Genomic DNA, 17,936 nt, shown 5'->3' on the forward strand with positions numbered 1-17,936 from the left:
TGTATTGTTGTGAATTAAGCTTGGATTAACAGTTAGCAAGATTCGCTTAATTTTATTGAACAACTGTTAGCAAATCCTTAGCACTCCCCCTTAAAATAGTGTAAAATAAGCCAATTATTTTTGTGCACTTAGGGCAAAATTGTGAACGATTATCAATCTCAAACTCATACTTGTCATCCATCAACTAGGCAACAAAGCGCCAATCCACTGCATCTTGCCATCAAAAGCATCTTGTTTGGTGCTGTGCTTTTGCCAGTTGCACCCCTTGCCAATGCTGAGCTTGTGATTGATCAACGCATCAGCGACCCTAGCGTATCGGTAGATGCGGGTCATGGCACGCAAGCGATCACAGACACCAAAAATGCCTTTGATGGTGTGGATTTTGATGCTATCGAGCGCCAAAGTCAGCAAACAGTCGCAACCGAAAGCCGTGATGCGGCAAACGATGAGAAAGTTATTTCTCATACAGATTTTGATCAGCCTGTCATCAACACTAATTCTGATAGCACTGATAATGTAGCGGCTGAAGCGACAGTAACAGCAGAAAAGACCGAAAACGAACAAGCGCGCAAGATACAAAATGATGAGCCATCAATGGCTGATGCATTCATTAAGCGGCTCGGTTTTGAAGGCAATGGTGCAAAAAGCCAAAGCCTAGCTAAGCTTGCAGAACATTATCACACCAAACCTAATGATCAAGCACGCTGTCAAGGCACTTGGGTTCAACCAGAGCGACATAGCGCCCCAACCCAAACTCGCTATGATGAGAATAGCAATCCACTACCTGCCGATACCATCTATGCTCAGTCTGACTATGGCTATTATGATGCCGAACAATATGCCGAACTGTCAGGTAATGTCATCGTCGAACAAAACGGACAGCAAGTCATCGCCGATAAAATTATGCTAAACACCCTAACAGGTGAAGCGATCGCTACCGGTCAAGTACAGTTCAGCGATGGTGGTATGCCAACAACTGAAGGCGGACTAACAGATAAAATCGGCGTCGGCATCATCGGTGTGGCTGACAGTCTTGAGTATTCAACTGATGGCAAAAATGCTGCCGCCAAAGATGTGGCATTTGCAAGTACCAGTATTAATGCTCATGGCTATGCTGGGCAAATGCAAAAGTTAAGTCAAAACGAATACCAGATGTCTGATGTGATGTTCAGCACCTGTCCGCCGACAGAGCGAAAATGGTATTTAGATTCCCAAAAAATTGACATCAACAGCGATACAGGGCGAGCCATCGCACGCAATACCACCTTGCGAATCAAAGATGTGCCAGTGCTATATCTGCCTTATTTCAATTTCCCTATTGATGATCGCCGAGCTTCTGGCTTTTTATTACCGACTGTCGGCTTTGGTTCATCAGACAGCTTTGAGATCAGCACGCCTTATTATCTGAATCTTGCGCCCAACTATGATGCCACCATCACGCCGACCATTTATACCAATCGAAACCCCATGGTTACCGGTGAATTTCGTTATCTGACCAAAAACTTCGGCTCAGGGGTTTTGACTGGTTCATATTTACCAAACGACCAAAAATACCACGATGAAGATCGTAGCCGCATCCGCTATGATCACAATTGGCGCTCACAAACCCTTCCGCAACTTAGTGCATATGCACAGTATCAATATCTGTCTGATGCTCGCTATTTATCTGATTTTGACTCGTTGGGACTTGAGACAGCCAAATTGAACCTACCACGCCGCATCGGTGTCAATTATTTCAATGAAAACATCGATGCTGATTTGCGCATTGAAACATTCCAAAAGCTTGACGCCACTGACATCGGCGGTACACGCATCTTGGATAAAGATCGCCCTTATGCACGCTTACCACAGCTTTCGGTGAATTATCGTCTACCAAAATCTTGGATCAACTTTAGCGAATCGCTTGAAATTTCAGGCATTCACAATTCCGCCTATTTTAAAAAATCCATCGAAGATAGCTCAGATGCCGAAAAAAGCGGCGCACGCATGTACAATCAAATCAGTGCCAGCTATCCGATGCTACGCACTTGGGGCTATGTCACACCCAAGCTTAGCTTAACCCATTTATACACAAGCTATGACCAAGACAGCTTAACCGCGCAGAACTTAAGCGAAAAGGACGGCACCTATTCCATCTTCGCACCAACTGTCAGCATTGACAGCGGTCTGTTTTTCCAAAAAACCGGCAGTCCATTTGGGCTATATGACGATAGCCTGGGCGGTTATCAGACTTTGACCCCACGCCTACACTACACCTATACTCCATACAAAAATCAGCAGAACCTGCCAAATTTTGACACGGGATTCTCACAGATCAGCTACGATCAATTACTTTCTGACAGTTGGTTCTTGGGTTATGATCGCATTCAAGATCTTCACGCCATCACACCTGCAGTAAATTATCGCTATATCGACCGCACAGGTAAAGTGCGCTTTGATGGTAGTATCGCTGAGCAGATTTTACTGGATGATATGCGTGTCGGTATTGATAATAGTGAACGATACAGTGGTCATAGCTCTGGCATGGCTTGGCAAGCAAGTGTGCAGCCTCGTGATAATCTGTGGCTAGAAACCGCTGGCGCACTGACCAACAACTACGATCTAAATACACTGATTGCACAAGTGCGCTATCAGCCAAATGAAGGTCAGTTATTTAACTTTGGCGTCGTTGAACGCAAGGAAAATAAGGCTACCAATCAACAAGCGCTCTCTGCCTATACAGCATCTGCCGTATTCCCAATCAATAATCGCTGGCGTATGCTTGGACAAGTACAATACGACTATAAAAATGATTTGTTGATGGATTCGCTTGTTGGTGTCAATTATGAAGATTGCTGCTACGGTCTATCAATCTACGCTCGTCGTTATCGTGACAGCATCAATCCACAAATTGAGCCAAATAATGCCATTATGGCAGAAGTTCGTCTAAACGGTATCACAAATGGTAGTAAGCTCAACCAGCTGATGCGTGATAAAGTGCTTGGATTTGACGATGTTCAACATGCTTGGCAAAAAGCCTATTGATGTATTCGCCACCAAAAACTTGCTTGATATTAGCAGTTTTGTAACCATTGCTCGTTATTTTTATTCAGTGCAGGCGCAGCATTTGACGATTTGGTTTGGTGGTGTTACACTTACAAAAGTTTATTAATTGCTAGTGATTGGCGCTAGCACATCCAAATTAAAAGGAATCTTCATGCAAAGCAAATTGCTCAATAAAGCTTTGATTATCGCATTGACCACCTGCCTATCTATCGGCACCGTTCATGCATCAATTAGCAGCAATAGCGCAGACGGCATCGTCGCACTAGTTAATGACGAAATCATCCTAAAAAGTGAGCTTAATAGCGCAGCACAGTACATCAAAGCACAGCTAAAACAAGCAGGTACTGATGCCAGCGACGAACAAATTCATCAATTGGCACTCAATGAGCTCATCACTCGCAAACTACAACTTGGCTTAATCAATCGCTCTGGTATGGTGACAAACGAAACTGTTATCAATCAGCAACTGCTAAAAATCGCTCAATCACAAGGGCTAAACAGCCTAAGTGAACTACAAACCAAACTTGATGGCGAAAAAGCTGGTAGCTATGCTGCTATGCGCAAAAATCTCATCGAAGAAGCCGCCATTCAAGCCATGTGGCAAAATCAAGTGCAAGGCCGTGTTCATATCACTGATCAAGAAATTGCCACTTTTTTACGCTCGCCCGAAGGTGCGCAAATTGCAAGTAGCGATAAAGTGCTAATTCCAGAATGGCAAACCAGCCATATTCTAGCTCGTATCGATGACACCCAAAATGCTGCCATCGCCGAACAAAAAATCAATGCGCTTTATGAAGAGATCCAAAAAGGTGCTGATTTTCGTACACTGGCAGCCACCTACTCAGATGACACTGGCTCAGCTCAGCAATACGGTAGCTTAGGCTGGGTCTCTGAAGGTCAAATGGTACCTGAGTTTGAATCTGTGATGAAGACCACAGAAGCTGGCGACTATTCAACACCGTTTCGCTCGCAGTTTGGTTGGCATATTCTAAAAGTGGACAACACTCGTCAGCGTGATGTCACCGACCAATATCGAAAAAACGCCGCCAAAGAGTACCTATTTGCTCGCCAAGCACCACAAGCTGAAGAAGATTGGTTGCAAGAATTGCGCTCAAGTGCCTATATTAAGATTTTTGAGTAATCCGTGTAGATAAAAGTTAAAAGATTGGGATATAACCCAATCTTTTTTTATTCATGATGCCAACGGCAGATATATGGCTACGGCAAGCCCTTTGCTATACTCACCTGTCGTAATGGACACATGCCCATGATGATGCTCAGCGATCTTTTGTACGATTGATAAGCCCAATCCTGAGCCTGTCTTTTTGCTGCCAAGCACTCGAAAAAACCGCTCGCCCAAGCGTGCCAAATCTGGCTGAGCCACCCCTACACCATCATCGGCCACCGTCAGCACAAGATTATCGCCCTGCTTTTTTGCCATCAAATAGATTTGTAGATGCTCGCCACCATATTTTAAGGCATTATCAATCAAATTACGCAAGGCGATCAACATCAGCCGACGATCCATCATCACTGTCATCTCTGTCACAGAGTCAGGCTCATGCACGCACATTATCTTGGCAGACTGATGTCTAATGTCACCATCAACAAGCACCATCACATCATCAAACAATGCCTGCACGCTTACCGATTCGAAAGTACCGATCGTCGTATCATTTTCAAGTCGTGCTAGCGTCAAAAGACTCTCAACCAGATCTGTCGCTCGAAGGACATCTTGTCGCACACGACCCACTTCATCGACTAACATCGGCTGATCAGCAAACTTTCGCTGAAGTAGTTGCAGCTTCATCGACACTGCCGACAGTGGGGTGCGCAGCTCATGTGATGCATCTGCTGTAAATCGCTCTTGAGCATCTTTGGCTCGCATCAGTCGTGTAAACAACTCATTGATCGCCACAATCAAAGGCTTGGTTTCACGAATCACCACAGGCGGTGTGATTAAGCTGAGATTTTGTAGGTTTTTTTGGTCGATTTCTTGGGTAAGTCTATTTAGCGGTACTAAATTTTTTCGGATTGACCATGCGTTGCCAATGGCAAGTGCAATCAATAAAACAACCATCAGTCCAGCATAATTGGCAACAATCGGCCAAGCATATTCAAGTCGCTGTTTCCATGGCTGAGCGATCTGTACATAGCGGTTCAGCCCTTGATCATAGGCGGTATACACCCGCCAAAGCTCGCCATCTTGCCAGACATTATCATAATAATCATGCTCAAATTGTGCAGTATAAGGCGCATCAGGCGCATGCATAGTCTTGGATAATAGCCGTCCTTGGTTATCATAAACTTGGTATTCGATATCCATTTCATCATTTAGATATTGTAAACTATGCTCAATATCTGGATAAGCTTGCTTATTATCACCGAGTAAAGCGTGCGCATTACTGTCAAGAAGCTCATCAAATACTTCATCATTACTATGAATCACCGTGGCACAGATGACAATAAAGCCGATCAGGGCACATAGCAGGCTAATCACTACAGTGCTTTTGATCAGCTGTACTTTTAATGAGATGACTTTCATAATCACCCCCTGTTCTGGCTGCATGATGACCACCCAAGTACCAAATACAAAAAGCCATTCATGACAGATTCACCCAACAGCTGTTAAGCATCATCCTGCGACCCCATAATGTAGCCCTGCTTACGAATCGTCTTGATACTGGTGGCACCAAGTTTTTTTCGAAGGTGCGAGATATACACTTCGATGGCATTACTTTCGATCTCTTCACCCCAGCCATACAGCTCATCTTCGAGCTGCTCTTTTGAGATGATATAGTTTGGATTTCTTAGCAATCGATGCAGGACAATGTATTCTTTGAGCGTCAGCGTTACGACTTGTTCATTATGCGTGACAAGCTTGGATGCAGGGTTGAGCGTGATTTGACCAGATGGCACAAGATGGCTTAAAATCGGCGTGCTTGGCTTATCACCATATTTGCGCACGGCAGCTCGGATGCGTGCTGACAGCTCTTCTAAGTCAAAAGGCTTGACCAAATAATCATCTGCGCCCAAATCAAGTCCTGCGACTCGATCTTTGATACTGTCTTGGGCGGTGATCATCAATACAGCGACCGACATCTGATGGCTTCGAATAAAACTCAGCACTTCATCACCGCTCATCTGTGGCAATCCACGATCCAGCAGTACACACGCATAGTCATAGCTCTTGAGCGCACCGATCGCCAACTGTCCTGATTCTACCCAGTCCACTGTCAAGCCATCAAGCCCAAGCCAACTGCGGATGGTCTCGCCAAGTGATGCATCATCTTCAACCAATAACACTCTCATCAATCACTCCATCTACCAAGCGGCTAGCTTTTGACCCCAAGCAAGGCATTTTTGTTCAATGGTATCGACCGAATGCCCCATGATGTCCGCGGTCACAGCGATATAGGATACAGGCGCACCTTCAAGCTCATCTCTGAGCTGATAAATATTATCCAGTGCAATGCCGCCAATCACACAAAGCGGAAAATCAACCCCTGCCGCCTTTGCCAAAATCTGCCTTGGGACAATACTCGCTCTCGGCTTGGTGATGGATGCAAATGCGGTACCCATCGCACCATAAGTCGCCCCTTCGCGGCGAGCTTCTTTAAACAGTGCAATGTCAGCATGACAAGTGCGCCCGATCACTACATCATCACCCAAAATCTCTCGAGCCACACGCACACTGCCATCACGCTGACCCAGATGTAGTCCCGTCCCAAAATGCGATGCCAATTCCAAATCATCATTCATGATAATATCAACATCATAATCATTAGCAAGACTGACGATCAACTCTGCTTCTTTATAGACTGTCGCCAGATCATACTGCTTGAGTGTCGCTTTTCGGCGAATCTGTAGCAATGACACAACCCCCGTCGCCAAAACTCGCTCAAGCTTATCGATCAAAGTGGCGATATCATCATCGTTGGTGAGTAGATACAGTTTTGGTGGCTGTTTTTTCAAGTTGGGCGTTGTCATCTTTATCACTGGCATTGGTTGATATGGTTAATTCTGTAGCCGCATCAGCTTTGCATAATCTTGATATATGAAAAAAGCCTGAGCCATCGCCCAGACTTTTATTATACTAGCAGATTATTTGCGATATGCCAATTCGGTTAAGATGCTTTCTGCATCAGACCAGCGGTTTTCGCTGTTGCTTGCACCCAATTGCACGATGATTGCAGGGCGGTTATTGACATTGGTCTCCATGACGACGCTGTAGCCTGCTTCACGGATAAAGCCAGTTTTTTGGACGCCGATTGGGTAGTTGCCTTCACGCACCAAACGGTTGGTATTATTGCCCTTATAAGTGCGGTTGCCCGAATCATAGTTGGCGATATAAAAATCGTATTGCGGGGCAGTTGAGAAGTTGCGGATACTTTGGTAGCGTGGGTCACTATTGACAACTTTCATCATCTTAACCAAATCATTGGCTGATGAGCGGTTGCGTGGATCAAGACCTGATGTGTCACTAAATGTTGTCTGATACATGCCAAGCTCCTGCGCCTTGCGATTCATCGCATCGACAAACACATCATAGCCGCCTGGATAGGTACGGGCCAACGCCTTGGCAGCTGGGTTTTCTGAGCGCATCAGCATCATCAAAGTGAACTCAGAGCGAGTCATACGATCGCCTGCTTTCAGACGAGTACTTGCCTGCTTAGCACCCACCAAATCTGATGGGATTAGGGTAATTTCTTCACGCATATCAAGCTGTGCATCCAGAATAACCATCGCCGTCATCACTTTACTGATCGATGCGATCGAACGCTGTACATCGGCATTTTTTGAATACAACAGTTGATCTGACTGCAAATCAAATACTGCTACCGCCGCTGAGCGTGGTGACAGCATCAGCTGATCTGTGCTACTGCCAAAATTCGCCGTACTATAATTTGTATTCATCACTGGTGCTGCCGATGCGACAGGCACGCTACCTGCTGCTACGACGCTGACGGTCTGACTTTGGTTGAGCTGTGGACTTGGTGCAGGCGTGCTTGCATAGCTTGGAGTTGGCTCAAAATACGCAACTTCAGAGATTGCATAGTTTGCCGATGGCTGCACATAAACCTGTTGATTGCTTGAGAATTGTGCGCTTGGTACTGTGACGGTTTTTGACTGGCTATTATCCACCACAAATGCCGATGCACTTGAGCTTGCCATAAGAGCCAATAGCATCGCATAATGCTTATTAGAACGCTTGCCAAGATGGATGTTTTTCATGGTATTTCCTTCAAAAATGAACAAAAGCAACAAACGATACAAACGCATCACTTTGCAACTGCCCAAGTTAGACAGCAATATTAACAATAAGATTAATAATGATGTCACCTAAAATCATGATTGCCATTGTGCCAATCAAAAACTATACTTATACTTCAGATGGTGACTGATTGTGTCTTTACAAGGTTTTTTCGGTCATCAGGCACGCCACCCTTACAGCTTTATTGTAGCATATTTTGCTAGCAGTGACTGCAAACTGTGTACAAAAAATGAGCAAATGTCACCAAAAACCTATGTTAAGTCCCATTTTTTATAAAAAATTCGCAATTAATAAAACAAAGGAAAGAATAACGCAACAAATCACCAATTGTGATAGTCACGCCATCGGTATATTTGCCAAATTCATGGCAACTTTTGGGGAAATTTGCTAAAATGACTAGTCAATATTGAAAATAGGCAAATAAGAATGATAAAAGTATTGGTGGTGGATGACCACGATTTGGTGCGAATGGGCATCACTCGTATGCTCGATGACTCACCCGAAATTGAAGTTGTCGGCGAAGCGGACAATGGCGACGGTGCGGTGCTGCAAGCTAAAGCATTAAACCCCGATGTGATTTTGCTGGATGTCAATATGCCCAATATCGATGGTGTTGAAGCCACTCGTCGTATCAAACTGCATAATGCCAATATCAAGATTCTTGCGGTATCCAGCCTATCAGCACAGCCTTATCCATCCATGTTACTAAAAGCAGGCGTCAATGGCTATATCACCAAAGGCACCCCACTTGACGAGATGATTCGTGCGATCAAAAAAGTGCACGCAGGCTCACGCTATTTTAGCCATGATGTCGCCGAACAGCTTGCCGAAACTGTGCTAGGTGAGCAAGCCGAATCGCCCTTTGATGCACTGTCAGAGCGTGAAAAACAAGTGGCGATGATGGTGGTCAATTGCCAAAGCACGCAACAAATCGCCGATCAGCTGTTTGTCAGCGCCAAGACGGTCAATACTTACCGCTATCGCATTTTTGAAAAATTAGGCATCGATAGTGATGTCAAGCTGACACACCTAGCCATCAGACATGGTCTTGTACAAACAAACTGACCGTACAAGTCCATCCTTGATACGAAACATAATAAAACAAGCCGATTTAAGCAAGATAATCATCACTCAAATCAGCTTGTTTTTTAATTTAAAAATAGTATTCTGATGGCTTATCGATGCGCTATTGCCCACCTGTGATAGACAGTCTGACACCTTCACCGTCTGGCAATCTGCCTTGCTGCATCAGATCAAGCGTCAGCTGCAACCAATCAGCATTGCTGACATCGGGCGTACTCTCAAAGCTAACATCAGGCACGACACCCACTTTATCAATCTTCACCCCTTTGGGTGTCAGATAGTGTGCTGTGGTCAGCTTAATGCCTTGATTATTATCAATCGGCACAACAGACTGCACTGAGCCTTTGCCATAACTGGTCTCGCCCACCACTAGGGCACGACCATAATTCTGGAGTGCGCTGGCTAGCACTTCTGCAGCTGATGCTGAATAACGGTTTTGCAGAACGATGGTTGGTAGTGTCTCAAATAGTGCCGATCCTTGTGTCTCAAGCACTCGTTCGATGCCATTACGATTTTCAACTTGGGTGACGACCTTTTTTTTCATAAATAAAGACGCCACATCCACCGCCGCATCAAGTACACCCCCAGGATTATTACGCAGATCCAATATCACGCCATAGACAGGCGTGTTAATTTGACTGATGCGATCCAAGATGTCTTGACGAGTGTTGTTTTGGAATACTGGCAGTTTGATTACGGCGATGCCATTATATAGCACAACTTCAATGTTGCTTTTTTGCATTTGGTTACGCATCAAGGTCACAGTGCGCTTAGAGCGCCCTGCTTTAGAATAAGTCAGCTCGACATTCGTCCCTGCGATACCACTTAACAGCTGTGCGACATCATTTGCACTTTGGCTTTGGTTCAGTTTGACATCACCGATTTGGTGCAGGTAGTCACCGACGACGATACCTGCTTCTTTGGCAGGTGAATCAGCCACAACTTTTGTCACCACCCAATGCGCATCATTGGGCTGCCATATCGCTTCAACGCCAACGCTTGCTACATTACCACTGGCGAATGACTGTAGATTGGCAAATGCTTTGGCATCCAAAAATTCCGCATTACGATCAATGCGACTAATCATGCCGCTGATGGCATTTTGCATCAGCACTTCGTCATTGACAGGCTCAACATATTCACGGCGCATCAAATCCACCGCCTGCACAAAAGTCTTGAGTGTCGTTGGGCTAATCGCATCCAATGGCACACGCCCAGAATGCAACCCTTCGATGTTATGCAGTTGATTTGGCTGAGTATCAAGCACTTCTAGATTGGTCGCAGTGCCGTTATCAGCCGCAAGCTCATCCAAAGACGCAACATCGGTCGCCGCTGATTCGGTCGTTGCTACCTGTATTGGCGCAGGCAAAGCGGGATTTGGCTTGGACAAGCCCAATAATTGCCCAACCTTAACCAAAGAATCAAGCACCTGCGCTGATGATGACATCGGTACTGCCAATACCATCATCATAGCCACACCAAGCGCTGTCAGTGAAGACGGTTTCATAATCAATGCCCTATAAGGTCAAAGCCAATTTATGCAGTTTCGACAAGCAGGCTTGAGCCTGTCATTTCGCTTGGCTTATCAATGCCCATCAAATGCAAGATGGTCGGTGACACATCACACAGCTTACCGCCATCACGCACGCTCACTGCCTTGTCGCCCACATAGATAAATGGTACAAGCTCAGTCGTATGCTGTGTATGCACCTGCCCGCTGTCATAGTCTTGCATTTGCTCACAGTTGCCATGATCGGCAGTAATGAGTAAATGACCGCCCATCGCACGCACATGCTTGACGACTTCGCCAATGCAGGTATCCACCGCTTCAACCGCTTTGACCGCCGCATCAAAGACGCCTGAGTGCCCCACCATATCACCATTGGCATAGTTGATGATCAGCACATCATATTTACCCGAATCGATGGCGGCGTTGAGTTTCTCGGTGACTTCAAAGGCACTCATTTCAGGCTTAAGATCATAAGTCTTGACATCAGGGCTATTGACCAAGATGCGATCTTCACCAGTAAATAGCTCTTCACGACCACCACTAAAGAAGAAAGTCACATGGGCGTATTTCTCAGTCTCTGCGATGCGTAGCTGAGTTTTGCCAAGTTTTTCTAAATACTCACCCAGTGTATTGGCAAGGCTTGTCGGCTCATAAGCAATGCTTGTCTTGGCATTATTTTCAAGTTCATCTGAATACTTGGTCAACATTACAAATGCCGATAGCTCAGGCACGATATGACGCTCAAAACCGCTAAATTCAGGATCAACGAAAGCTAGGCTAATTTCACGAGCACGGTCGGCGCGGAAATTCATAAAAATCACGCCGTCATTATCGCAGACCACGCCATCTTCTTCGATAAAGGTCGCTTGGACAAACTCATCGGTTTCGCCTGCTGCGTACGCCATTTCGATCGCTTGCAAGGCAGACTGTGCCGTACGCTCCGATTTGCCTTCGGTCAATAGCTCAAAGCAGGCTTCGACACGATCCCAACGCTTGTCACGATCCATCGCATAAAAACGACCGATGACACTAGCGATTTTAGCTTCACCATCATACTCTTGGTTAAGAGTAGTTAAATAATTTTCAAGATCAATGACATAGCCTTCGGCGGATTTTGGTGGGGTATCACGGCCATCCAAGAACGCATGGACAAACACCTGCATCGCACCTTCAGCAAGGGCAAGCTTCGCCATCGCCTTGATATGATCGATATGCGCATGGACACCACCATCAGATAGCAGTCCCAAGATATGTACCGCACCTTCATTCTCAATCGTCGCTTTGACCGCTTGAGTCAGTGCAGGATTTTTAAAAAATTCACCCGTGTCAATCTCATTCATAATACGGGTAGAATCTTGGAACAAGATACGACCTGCGCCCAAGTTCATATGCCCCACTTCTGAGTTGCCAAATTGACCATCAGGCAAACCGACATCCATGCCAGAGCCTGAAATCAAGCCATTTGGGCAAGTGGCAGTTAGCGCATCAAGATTTGGTGTATTGGCAGCCAAGACTGCATTGTCTCGTGGATCTTCACGGTGTCCAACACCATCAAGAATCATCAGCACATGGGGGATTTTTTTGCTTTGGGTGGTCATGTATTGCTCCAGAGTGTATTTTTTCCATCTGATTATGATGGCTTACAGTGATTGCATTAGTATAGCACAAAAAGCCATTTGACAAAAATTTCGTCATAAAAGTCATAAAAAAAGCACTTGATGAACAAGTGCTTTTAGAAAAATTATACAGCTGACACGCCTGTCATATCCACTGGGGTATCAACTAGGCTGATGCCTTTGTCTTTGGCGGCATCATTACGGCGATTTTGTAGCTCGGTCAAATACGCTTCGTCAATATTACCTGCGATGTATTTGCCATTAAACACCGAGCAATCAAAGCCATGCACACGGCTGTGCTTGGTGTCATTGACCGCTTCAATCAAATCATCTAAGTCTTGGAAAATCAAGCGATCAGCGCCGATAATCTCACGCACTTCTTCGACACTGCGACCTGCCGAAATCAGCTCGCTACGCACAGGCATATCGATGCCATAGACATTTGGGTACATCACAGGTGGCGCAGCCGATGCAAAAAAGACATTCTTAGCACCTGCATCACGAGCCATTTGGATGATTTCATGGCAAGTCGTACCACGCACGATTGAGTCATCGACCAGTAGGACATTTTTATTTTTAAATTCAAGCGATACAGCGTTCAGCTTTTGGCGGACGCTCTTTTTGCGCTGCTGCTGACCCGGCATAATAAAGGTACGACCGATGTAGCGGTTCTTATTAAAGCCTTCACGATATTTAACATTCAAATGATGTGCAAGCTCAAGCGCTGAGTTGCGAGATGTATCAGGAATCGGGATAACCACATCAATGCCGTGATCTTCGCCCCACTCACGCAAGATTTGCTCGGCTAGTTTTTCGCCCATACGCATACGAGCCTTATGCACCGAGATATTATCGATGATCGAATCAGGACGAGCAAAATACACATATTCAAAAATACATGGCGTGTATTGACCTTCTGCCACTTCGACACACTGATGTGTGTGCAAATTGTGATTAAGATCAATATACAACGCTTCGCCCGGTGCGATGTCACGAATCACTTCAAAGCCAAGCGCCTGTAGCGCTACTGACTCCGATGCCACCATATATTCGACGCCTTTTTCGGTCAGGCGACGACCATAAATCAATGGGCGGATGCCGTTTGGATCACGAAACGCCACCAAGCCATGACCGGTGATAATCGCCACTACACCATAAGCACCATCACAGCGTTTATAGACTTTTTTGAGCGCATCAAAGATGTCTTGTGGCTCTAGTGCAGTTTTGGTGAATTTTTGTAATTCATGTGCAAAGATATTTAGCAATACTTCAGAATCTGACTGCGTATTTAGATGGCGGCGATCTTCTTCGTATAGCTCACGTGCCAATTTATCGGCATTGGTCAAATTGCCATTATGCGCTAGTGCAATACCGTATGGCGAGTTGACATACAAAGGCTGTGCTTCAGCGGTGCTAGATGTACCTGCCGTTGGGTAGCGGACATGACCGATACCGCAATTGCCCACCAGTCGTACCATATGCTTATTCATAAACACATCACGCACCATGCCGTTGTCTTTACGCAGATATAGGCGATTGTCCTTTAGAGTGACAATCCCTGCTGCATCCTGACCACGATGTTGTAGCATGGTTAGACCATCATATAACATTTGGTTGACTGGTTCATGCGCCATGATACCGATTACGCCACACATAAGAGCTCCAATTTTAGTCAATGCAATGAATTGCAAATTATTTAATAAAAATAATCAATTTATCGTCAAAACAGGCAGTTATATCATACTAACAGCCATACCAATTTTGATGAACTATTTATAGGGATTTTCTAGCTGATTCCAAGTCTGACCCAACGTCTCTTGCAATAAAGTCTTGGCAACTGGTGCATATGGCAATAGTGCAGGCACAAGTACCGAGCTTTGGACGCTTGGGACTTTTAGCAATAACGGTGCAATGATACTTAGTACAATCAGTACCTTGAGCACGCCCACGCCTGCGCCAAGCACACCGCCTGCCAAGCGATCAAGAAAGCCAAGCTTGAGCGCTGATACTGTCTTGGTCAGGGTACTAGCAATCAATTGCACACCGACCACCACCGCAAGCATCACCGCCAAGAATGCCATAGCAATCTGTAGTACCTGACTGTCTGTGATACCAACAAACCAGTAAGCAAAATCATCCGCCATCTTGGATGCGATAATCAGTGCAAGTAGCCATGATACCAATGCCGCTAAAGTCTTAATCATGCCTGCACGAAAGCCACGCCACAAACCCATAAACACCACAAAAGTGATGATGATATCAAGCCACGCCATCGCTTAGTTTGCCACAACAGGATATTGACCTGCGATGCTTTGGATGCAGTCAGCAATCAGCGATGGCCCTTTATAAATCAGCCCAGAATACAACTGTACAGCGACTGCGCCAGCTTGTAGTTTTTTGACCGCCAGTTGCCCATCATCAATACCACCGACACCGATCAAATCTACCTGCGTACCCAAGCGATTGGCAAATTCGGATAAAATCAGCGTACTTTGATGATTCACAGGGCGACCAGACAAACCACCTGTCTCATCAGCATGCGCATGCCCTTCGACACCTGTGCGTGACAACGTGGTATTGGTCGCAATCAAGCCATCAATATCAAAATCAATCACCGTCTTGGCGATGGCATCAACTTGTTCAAGGTCTAAATCTGGGGCGATCTTTAGGGCGATCGGCACATAAAAGCCATAGCTATTAGCAAGCTGCATTTGACAGTTTTTGATACCATCCAATAGATGCGCCAACGCATCGGCACTTTGTAGGTCACGCAGATTTTTGGTGTTTGGACTTGAGATATTAACCGTGATATAGCTGGCATAAGGATAAACACGCTCAAGACAGTAGATATAGTCATCGAGCGCATTTTCGACGGGGGTAATGGCATTTTTGCCGATATTAATACCAAGCACGCCATTATATTTGGCACGCTCAATATTGGCAATCATCTGATCAACGCCATCATTATTAAAGCCCATGCGGTTGATGATAGCGCCGTGTTCTTTTAGGCGAAATAGGCGTGGCTTGTCATTGCCTGCCTGTGGCATCGGTGTGACCGTGCCAATCTCCAAAAAACCAAAGCCAAGCTCAGACAGTGCGTCGATATAGGCGCCATTTTTGTCCAAGCCTGCTGCCAAGCCGACAGGGTTGAGTAGCTGTACGCCCATGCAAGAAGTTGGCAAGGCTTGCTTACTATACCCAAAGCCCAATAGATTCAAATCTTTGGCTTTTTCGAGCAGCTCTAGCGTCGTCTCGTGTGCCTGCTCTGGATCCATACTGAACAGAATTGGACGAAGCAACGCATAAGACATAGACACACCCTTTTGATAAAATAAAAAATACTACTAATTATACCACAACACTATGAAAAATTAAGCATCATCTTATCAAAATTTATCACTTAGCATCGTCTAAGGTTTTTGACTCAAGTCCCAATAGCACTTTTTTGATGCCAATACCGCCTGTATAGCCACCAAGCCCACCATCTGAGGCTATCACTCGATGACACGGGATGATGAGACTAATCGGATTTTTGCCATTGGCATTGGCGCAAGCACGAAACGCTGTTGGCTTACCTATCCGCTCGGCAAGCTTAGCATAACTGATGGTCTGCCCATAAGGAATACTTAATAATGCTTGCCATACCTTTTGTTGAAACGCTGTACCACTGCTTAAATCCAATGCCACATCAAAGTGTGTACGCTTGCCATCAAAATACTCATCAAGCTCTTGAATGGCTTGGTATAGCACCTGTCCATTGGCGCTCTGTTTATCAAGCGCATCCATCTTTTGATACTCAAAGTCATCAGTGCTCATGCCAAGCAGTTTTTCGCTTTTTTGGGTAAACCAATCAAGCGCAATCAGCTTACCCTCTTTGGCAATCAGCGTGATGATAGGTAGCTCAAATGGTGGCTGGTAGTGGGTGATGGTAGGCATAATCATCCTTATTCACTTATTGAGTTGGTTTGGCAAGCACCGCATCATTCGTCAGTGCCGTCAGTACATGGTCCTGCCATCGCCCTGCGATTTGTAGATAGGCTTTGGCGTAGCCTTCTTTGACAAAGCCAAGCCGTGCTAGCACTTTGGCGCTTTTGTGATTATCAGGCATTAAACGGCATCGGAATGATGTTCGAAAAATTAATCACTCCAATCACTTGATGGCAATCCTTATCCCAAATCAGCCAATTCACCGAGCGACTCTCTGCCATCATCTGCGCCTGCTGTGCCAAGTGGCGAGTGACACCATCTAGCGTATAATAGCCATCATCCCGCAGCGGCTCAAACGGCGCCAAAAACTGCCGATTACGAAGACGAAAGGCAAGCACGGCATCATCATCTGCCATACTTGCCAATGCTAATACAAAGCCCGTACCATCAAAGCTTACGCCTATGATACGGGGTGCGACTTTGTCCTTTGGGGTCATTATTCGTCTTTTTCAAGCAAGGCATCCACGAATTCTTTGGGCTCAAAGGGCTGTAAATCATCAATGCCTTCGCCCACACCAATAAAGCGAATCGGGATGTCGGTATTTTGGGCGATATTAAACACCACACCGCCTTTGGCTGTGCCGTCAAGCTTGGTGATACTAATACCGGTCAAATTCACCGCTTCAGAGAATACCTGCACTTGATTGATGGCGTTTTGACCGGTGCCTGCATCAAGCACAATCATCGTCTCATGCGGGGCAGTTTCGTCAGCTTTTTTCATCACACGCACGACTTTTTCGAGCTCTGCCATCAGATGCGTCTTATTTTGTAGGCGACCTGCGGTGTCAGCAATCAGTACATCAATACCCTTAGCACGAGCCGACTGCATCGCATCAAAAATCACCGACGCACTGTCCGAGCCATGACCTTGTGCCACCACAGGGATGTTGTTACGCTCACCCCAAATCTGTAGCTGTTCGGTCGCCGCCGCACGGAATGTATCGCCAGCAGCAAGCATCACCGATTTGCCTTCTTTTTGTAGGCGTTTGGCAAGCTTGCCGATGGTCGTGGTTTTGCCCACGCCATTGACACCGACCATCAAAATCACATACGGTTTTTTGGTGGTGTCAATCTCAAGTGGCTTGACCTTTGGCGCAAGAATGTCGTGCAATTCGGACTTGAGCGCCTTATACAAAGAATGCGAATAAATCAAATCGCCACGAGCGGTCTGCTCGGTGAGATTCTTAATAATGCGATTGGTGGCATTGACGCCGATATCAGCGACCAGTAGCTGATCTTCGACTTCTTCGAGTAGCTCATCGTCAATCTCTTTACCACCGACCAAGACATTCACCAAGCCTTCGGACAAATTTTTGCTAGACTTGGCAAGTCCTGCTTTCATACGGGCAAACCAGCCGCCTTGTTCGTTTTCGCTCATAAGTCGCCTTTTTGATAAATTTTAAAAATATTGCCGTGATTG

At 45.7% G+C, this 17,936-nt stretch carries 16 protein-coding genes; 3 read left to right on the forward strand and 13 right to left on the reverse strand.

Annotated elements, in window-relative coordinates:
- Positions 1-141 precede the first annotated feature (141 nt).
- Positions 142-3,024, forward strand: coding sequence for an LPS assembly protein LptD (locus tag Q0N89_RS01500; RefSeq protein WP_294033051.1), 2,883 nt, complete (start codon positions 142-144; stop codon positions 3,022-3,024).
- A 172-nt stretch (positions 3,025-3,196) separates the two neighbouring features.
- Positions 3,197-4,186, forward strand: coding sequence for a peptidylprolyl isomerase (locus Q0N89_RS01505; protein ID WP_294033052.1), 990 nt, complete (start codon positions 3,197-3,199; stop codon positions 4,184-4,186).
- Between the two features lie 51 nt (positions 4,187-4,237).
- On the opposite strand, the gene Q0N89_RS01510 is transcribed toward Q0N89_RS01505, so the two are convergent.
- From Q0N89_RS01510 to Q0N89_RS01525, 4 genes are all read right to left on the reverse strand, one after another.
- Entirely contained in the window at positions 4,238-5,614 is a 1,377-nt protein-coding gene (locus Q0N89_RS01510; RefSeq protein ID WP_294033053.1) for an ATP-binding protein, read from the reverse strand.
- Positions 5,615-5,673: 59 nt separating this feature from the next.
- Positions 5,674-6,357, reverse strand: coding sequence for a response regulator transcription factor (locus Q0N89_RS01515; protein ID WP_294033054.1), 684 nt, complete (start codon positions 6,355-6,357; stop codon positions 5,674-5,676).
- A gap of 12 nt (positions 6,358-6,369) precedes the next feature.
- Complete coding sequence (locus tag Q0N89_RS01520; RefSeq protein WP_294033055.1) at positions 6,370-7,035, reverse strand: thiamine phosphate synthase; 666 nt, start codon at positions 7,033-7,035, stop codon at positions 6,370-6,372.
- 114 nt (positions 7,036-7,149) lie between these two features.
- Positions 7,150-8,280 carry a D-alanyl-D-alanine carboxypeptidase family protein gene (locus tag Q0N89_RS01525; protein ID WP_294033056.1) on the reverse strand — a complete coding sequence of 377 codons (1,131 nt, stop codon included), beginning with the start codon at positions 8,278-8,280 and terminating at the stop codon, positions 7,150-7,152.
- A 466-nt stretch (positions 8,281-8,746) separates the two neighbouring features.
- Between Q0N89_RS01525 and Q0N89_RS01530 the strand changes: the two genes are divergently transcribed.
- Positions 8,747-9,385 (forward strand): response regulator, encoded by a 639-nt coding sequence (locus Q0N89_RS01530; protein ID WP_294033057.1) that lies wholly within the window; start codon positions 8,747-8,749, stop codon positions 9,383-9,385.
- Positions 9,386-9,506: 121 nt separating this feature from the next.
- Here Q0N89_RS01530 and Q0N89_RS01535 read toward each other — a convergent pair whose 3' ends face one another.
- The 9 genes from Q0N89_RS01535 to ftsY form a co-directional block, all read right to left on the reverse strand.
- Positions 9,507-10,910 carry a S41 family peptidase gene (locus Q0N89_RS01535; RefSeq protein WP_294033058.1) on the reverse strand — a complete coding sequence of 468 codons (1,404 nt, stop codon included), beginning with the start codon at positions 10,908-10,910 and terminating at the stop codon, positions 9,507-9,509.
- A 29-nt stretch (positions 10,911-10,939) separates the two neighbouring features.
- Entirely contained in the window at positions 10,940-12,511 is a 1,572-nt protein-coding gene (gene gpmI / locus Q0N89_RS01540; RefSeq protein ID WP_294033059.1) for a 2,3-bisphosphoglycerate-independent phosphoglycerate mutase, read from the reverse strand.
- A gap of 143 nt (positions 12,512-12,654) precedes the next feature.
- Positions 12,655-14,184 (reverse strand): amidophosphoribosyltransferase, encoded by a 1,530-nt coding sequence (gene purF, locus Q0N89_RS01545; RefSeq protein WP_294033060.1) that lies wholly within the window; start codon positions 14,182-14,184, stop codon positions 12,655-12,657.
- A 114-nt stretch (positions 14,185-14,298) separates the two neighbouring features.
- Entirely contained in the window at positions 14,299-14,802 is a 504-nt protein-coding gene (locus Q0N89_RS01550) for a CvpA family protein (protein ID WP_294033061.1), read from the reverse strand.
- Positions 14,803-14,805: 3 nt separating this feature from the next.
- Positions 14,806-15,840, reverse strand: coding sequence for a quinone-dependent dihydroorotate dehydrogenase (locus tag Q0N89_RS01555; protein ID WP_294033062.1), 1,035 nt, complete (start codon positions 15,838-15,840; stop codon positions 14,806-14,808).
- Positions 15,841-15,925: 85 nt separating this feature from the next.
- Positions 15,926-16,465 (reverse strand): methylated-DNA--[protein]-cysteine S-methyltransferase, encoded by a 540-nt coding sequence (locus Q0N89_RS01560; RefSeq protein ID WP_294033063.1) that lies wholly within the window; start codon positions 16,463-16,465, stop codon positions 15,926-15,928.
- A 16-nt stretch (positions 16,466-16,481) separates the two neighbouring features.
- On the reverse strand, positions 16,482-16,637 hold the full coding sequence (locus Q0N89_RS01565) for a hypothetical protein (protein ID WP_294033064.1): 156 nt from the start codon (positions 16,635-16,637) through the stop codon (positions 16,482-16,484).
- Positions 16,630-16,953 carry a hypothetical protein gene (locus tag Q0N89_RS01570; RefSeq protein WP_294033065.1) on the reverse strand — a complete coding sequence of 108 codons (324 nt, stop codon included), beginning with the start codon at positions 16,951-16,953 and terminating at the stop codon, positions 16,630-16,632. The genes Q0N89_RS01565 and Q0N89_RS01570 overlap by 8 nt, the downstream gene beginning before the upstream one ends.
- Positions 16,953-17,894, reverse strand: coding sequence for a signal recognition particle-docking protein FtsY (gene ftsY, locus Q0N89_RS01575; protein ID WP_211271255.1), 942 nt, complete (start codon positions 17,892-17,894; stop codon positions 16,953-16,955). Before ftsY ends, Q0N89_RS01570 begins: the two co-directional genes overlap by 1 nt.
- Positions 17,895-17,936 lie beyond the last annotated feature (42 nt).

This window comes from uncultured Moraxella sp. (assembly GCF_945873075.1).
Lineage (GTDB): Bacteria > Pseudomonadota > Gammaproteobacteria > Pseudomonadales > Moraxellaceae > Moraxella.

Coding starts and splice junctions, on each gene's coding strand:
- Q0N89_RS01505 (WP_294033052.1), top strand. CDS start 3,197: ATGCAAAGCAAATTGCTCAATAAAGCTTTGATTATCGCATTGACCACC.
- Q0N89_RS01510 (WP_294033053.1), bottom strand. CDS start 5,614: ATGCAGCCAGAACAGGGGGTGATTATGAAAGTCATCTCATTAAAAGTA.
- Q0N89_RS01515 (WP_294033054.1), bottom strand. CDS start 6,357: ATGAGAGTGTTATTGGTTGAAGATGATGCATCACTTGGCGAGACCATC.
- Q0N89_RS01520 (WP_294033055.1), bottom strand. CDS start 7,035: ATGACAACGCCCAACTTGAAAAAACAGCCACCAAAACTGTATCTACTC.
- Q0N89_RS01525 (WP_294033056.1), bottom strand. CDS start 8,280: ATGAAAAACATCCATCTTGGCAAGCGTTCTAATAAGCATTATGCGATG.
- Q0N89_RS01530 (WP_294033057.1), top strand. CDS start 8,747: ATGATAAAAGTATTGGTGGTGGATGACCACGATTTGGTGCGAATGGGC.
- Q0N89_RS01535 (WP_294033058.1), bottom strand. CDS start 10,910: ATGAAACCGTCTTCACTGACAGCGCTTGGTGTGGCTATGATGATGGTA.
- gpmI (WP_294033059.1), bottom strand. CDS start 12,511: ATGACCACCCAAAGCAAAAAAATCCCCCATGTGCTGATGATTCTTGAT.
- purF (WP_294033060.1), bottom strand. CDS start 14,184: ATGTGTGGCGTAATCGGTATCATGGCGCATGAACCAGTCAACCAAATG.
- Q0N89_RS01550 (WP_294033061.1), bottom strand. CDS start 14,802: ATGGCGTGGCTTGATATCATCATCACTTTTGTGGTGTTTATGGGTTTG.
- Q0N89_RS01555 (WP_294033062.1), bottom strand. CDS start 15,840: ATGTCTTATGCGTTGCTTCGTCCAATTCTGTTCAGTATGGATCCAGAG.
- Q0N89_RS01560 (WP_294033063.1), bottom strand. CDS start 16,465: ATGCCTACCATCACCCACTACCAGCCACCATTTGAGCTACCTATCATC.
- Q0N89_RS01565 (WP_294033064.1), bottom strand. CDS start 16,637: ATGCCTGATAATCACAAAAGCGCCAAAGTGCTAGCACGGCTTGGCTTT.
- Q0N89_RS01570 (WP_294033065.1), bottom strand. CDS start 16,953: ATGACCCCAAAGGACAAAGTCGCACCCCGTATCATAGGCGTAAGCTTT.
- ftsY (WP_211271255.1), bottom strand. CDS start 17,894: ATGAGCGAAAACGAACAAGGCGGCTGGTTTGCCCGTATGAAAGCAGGA.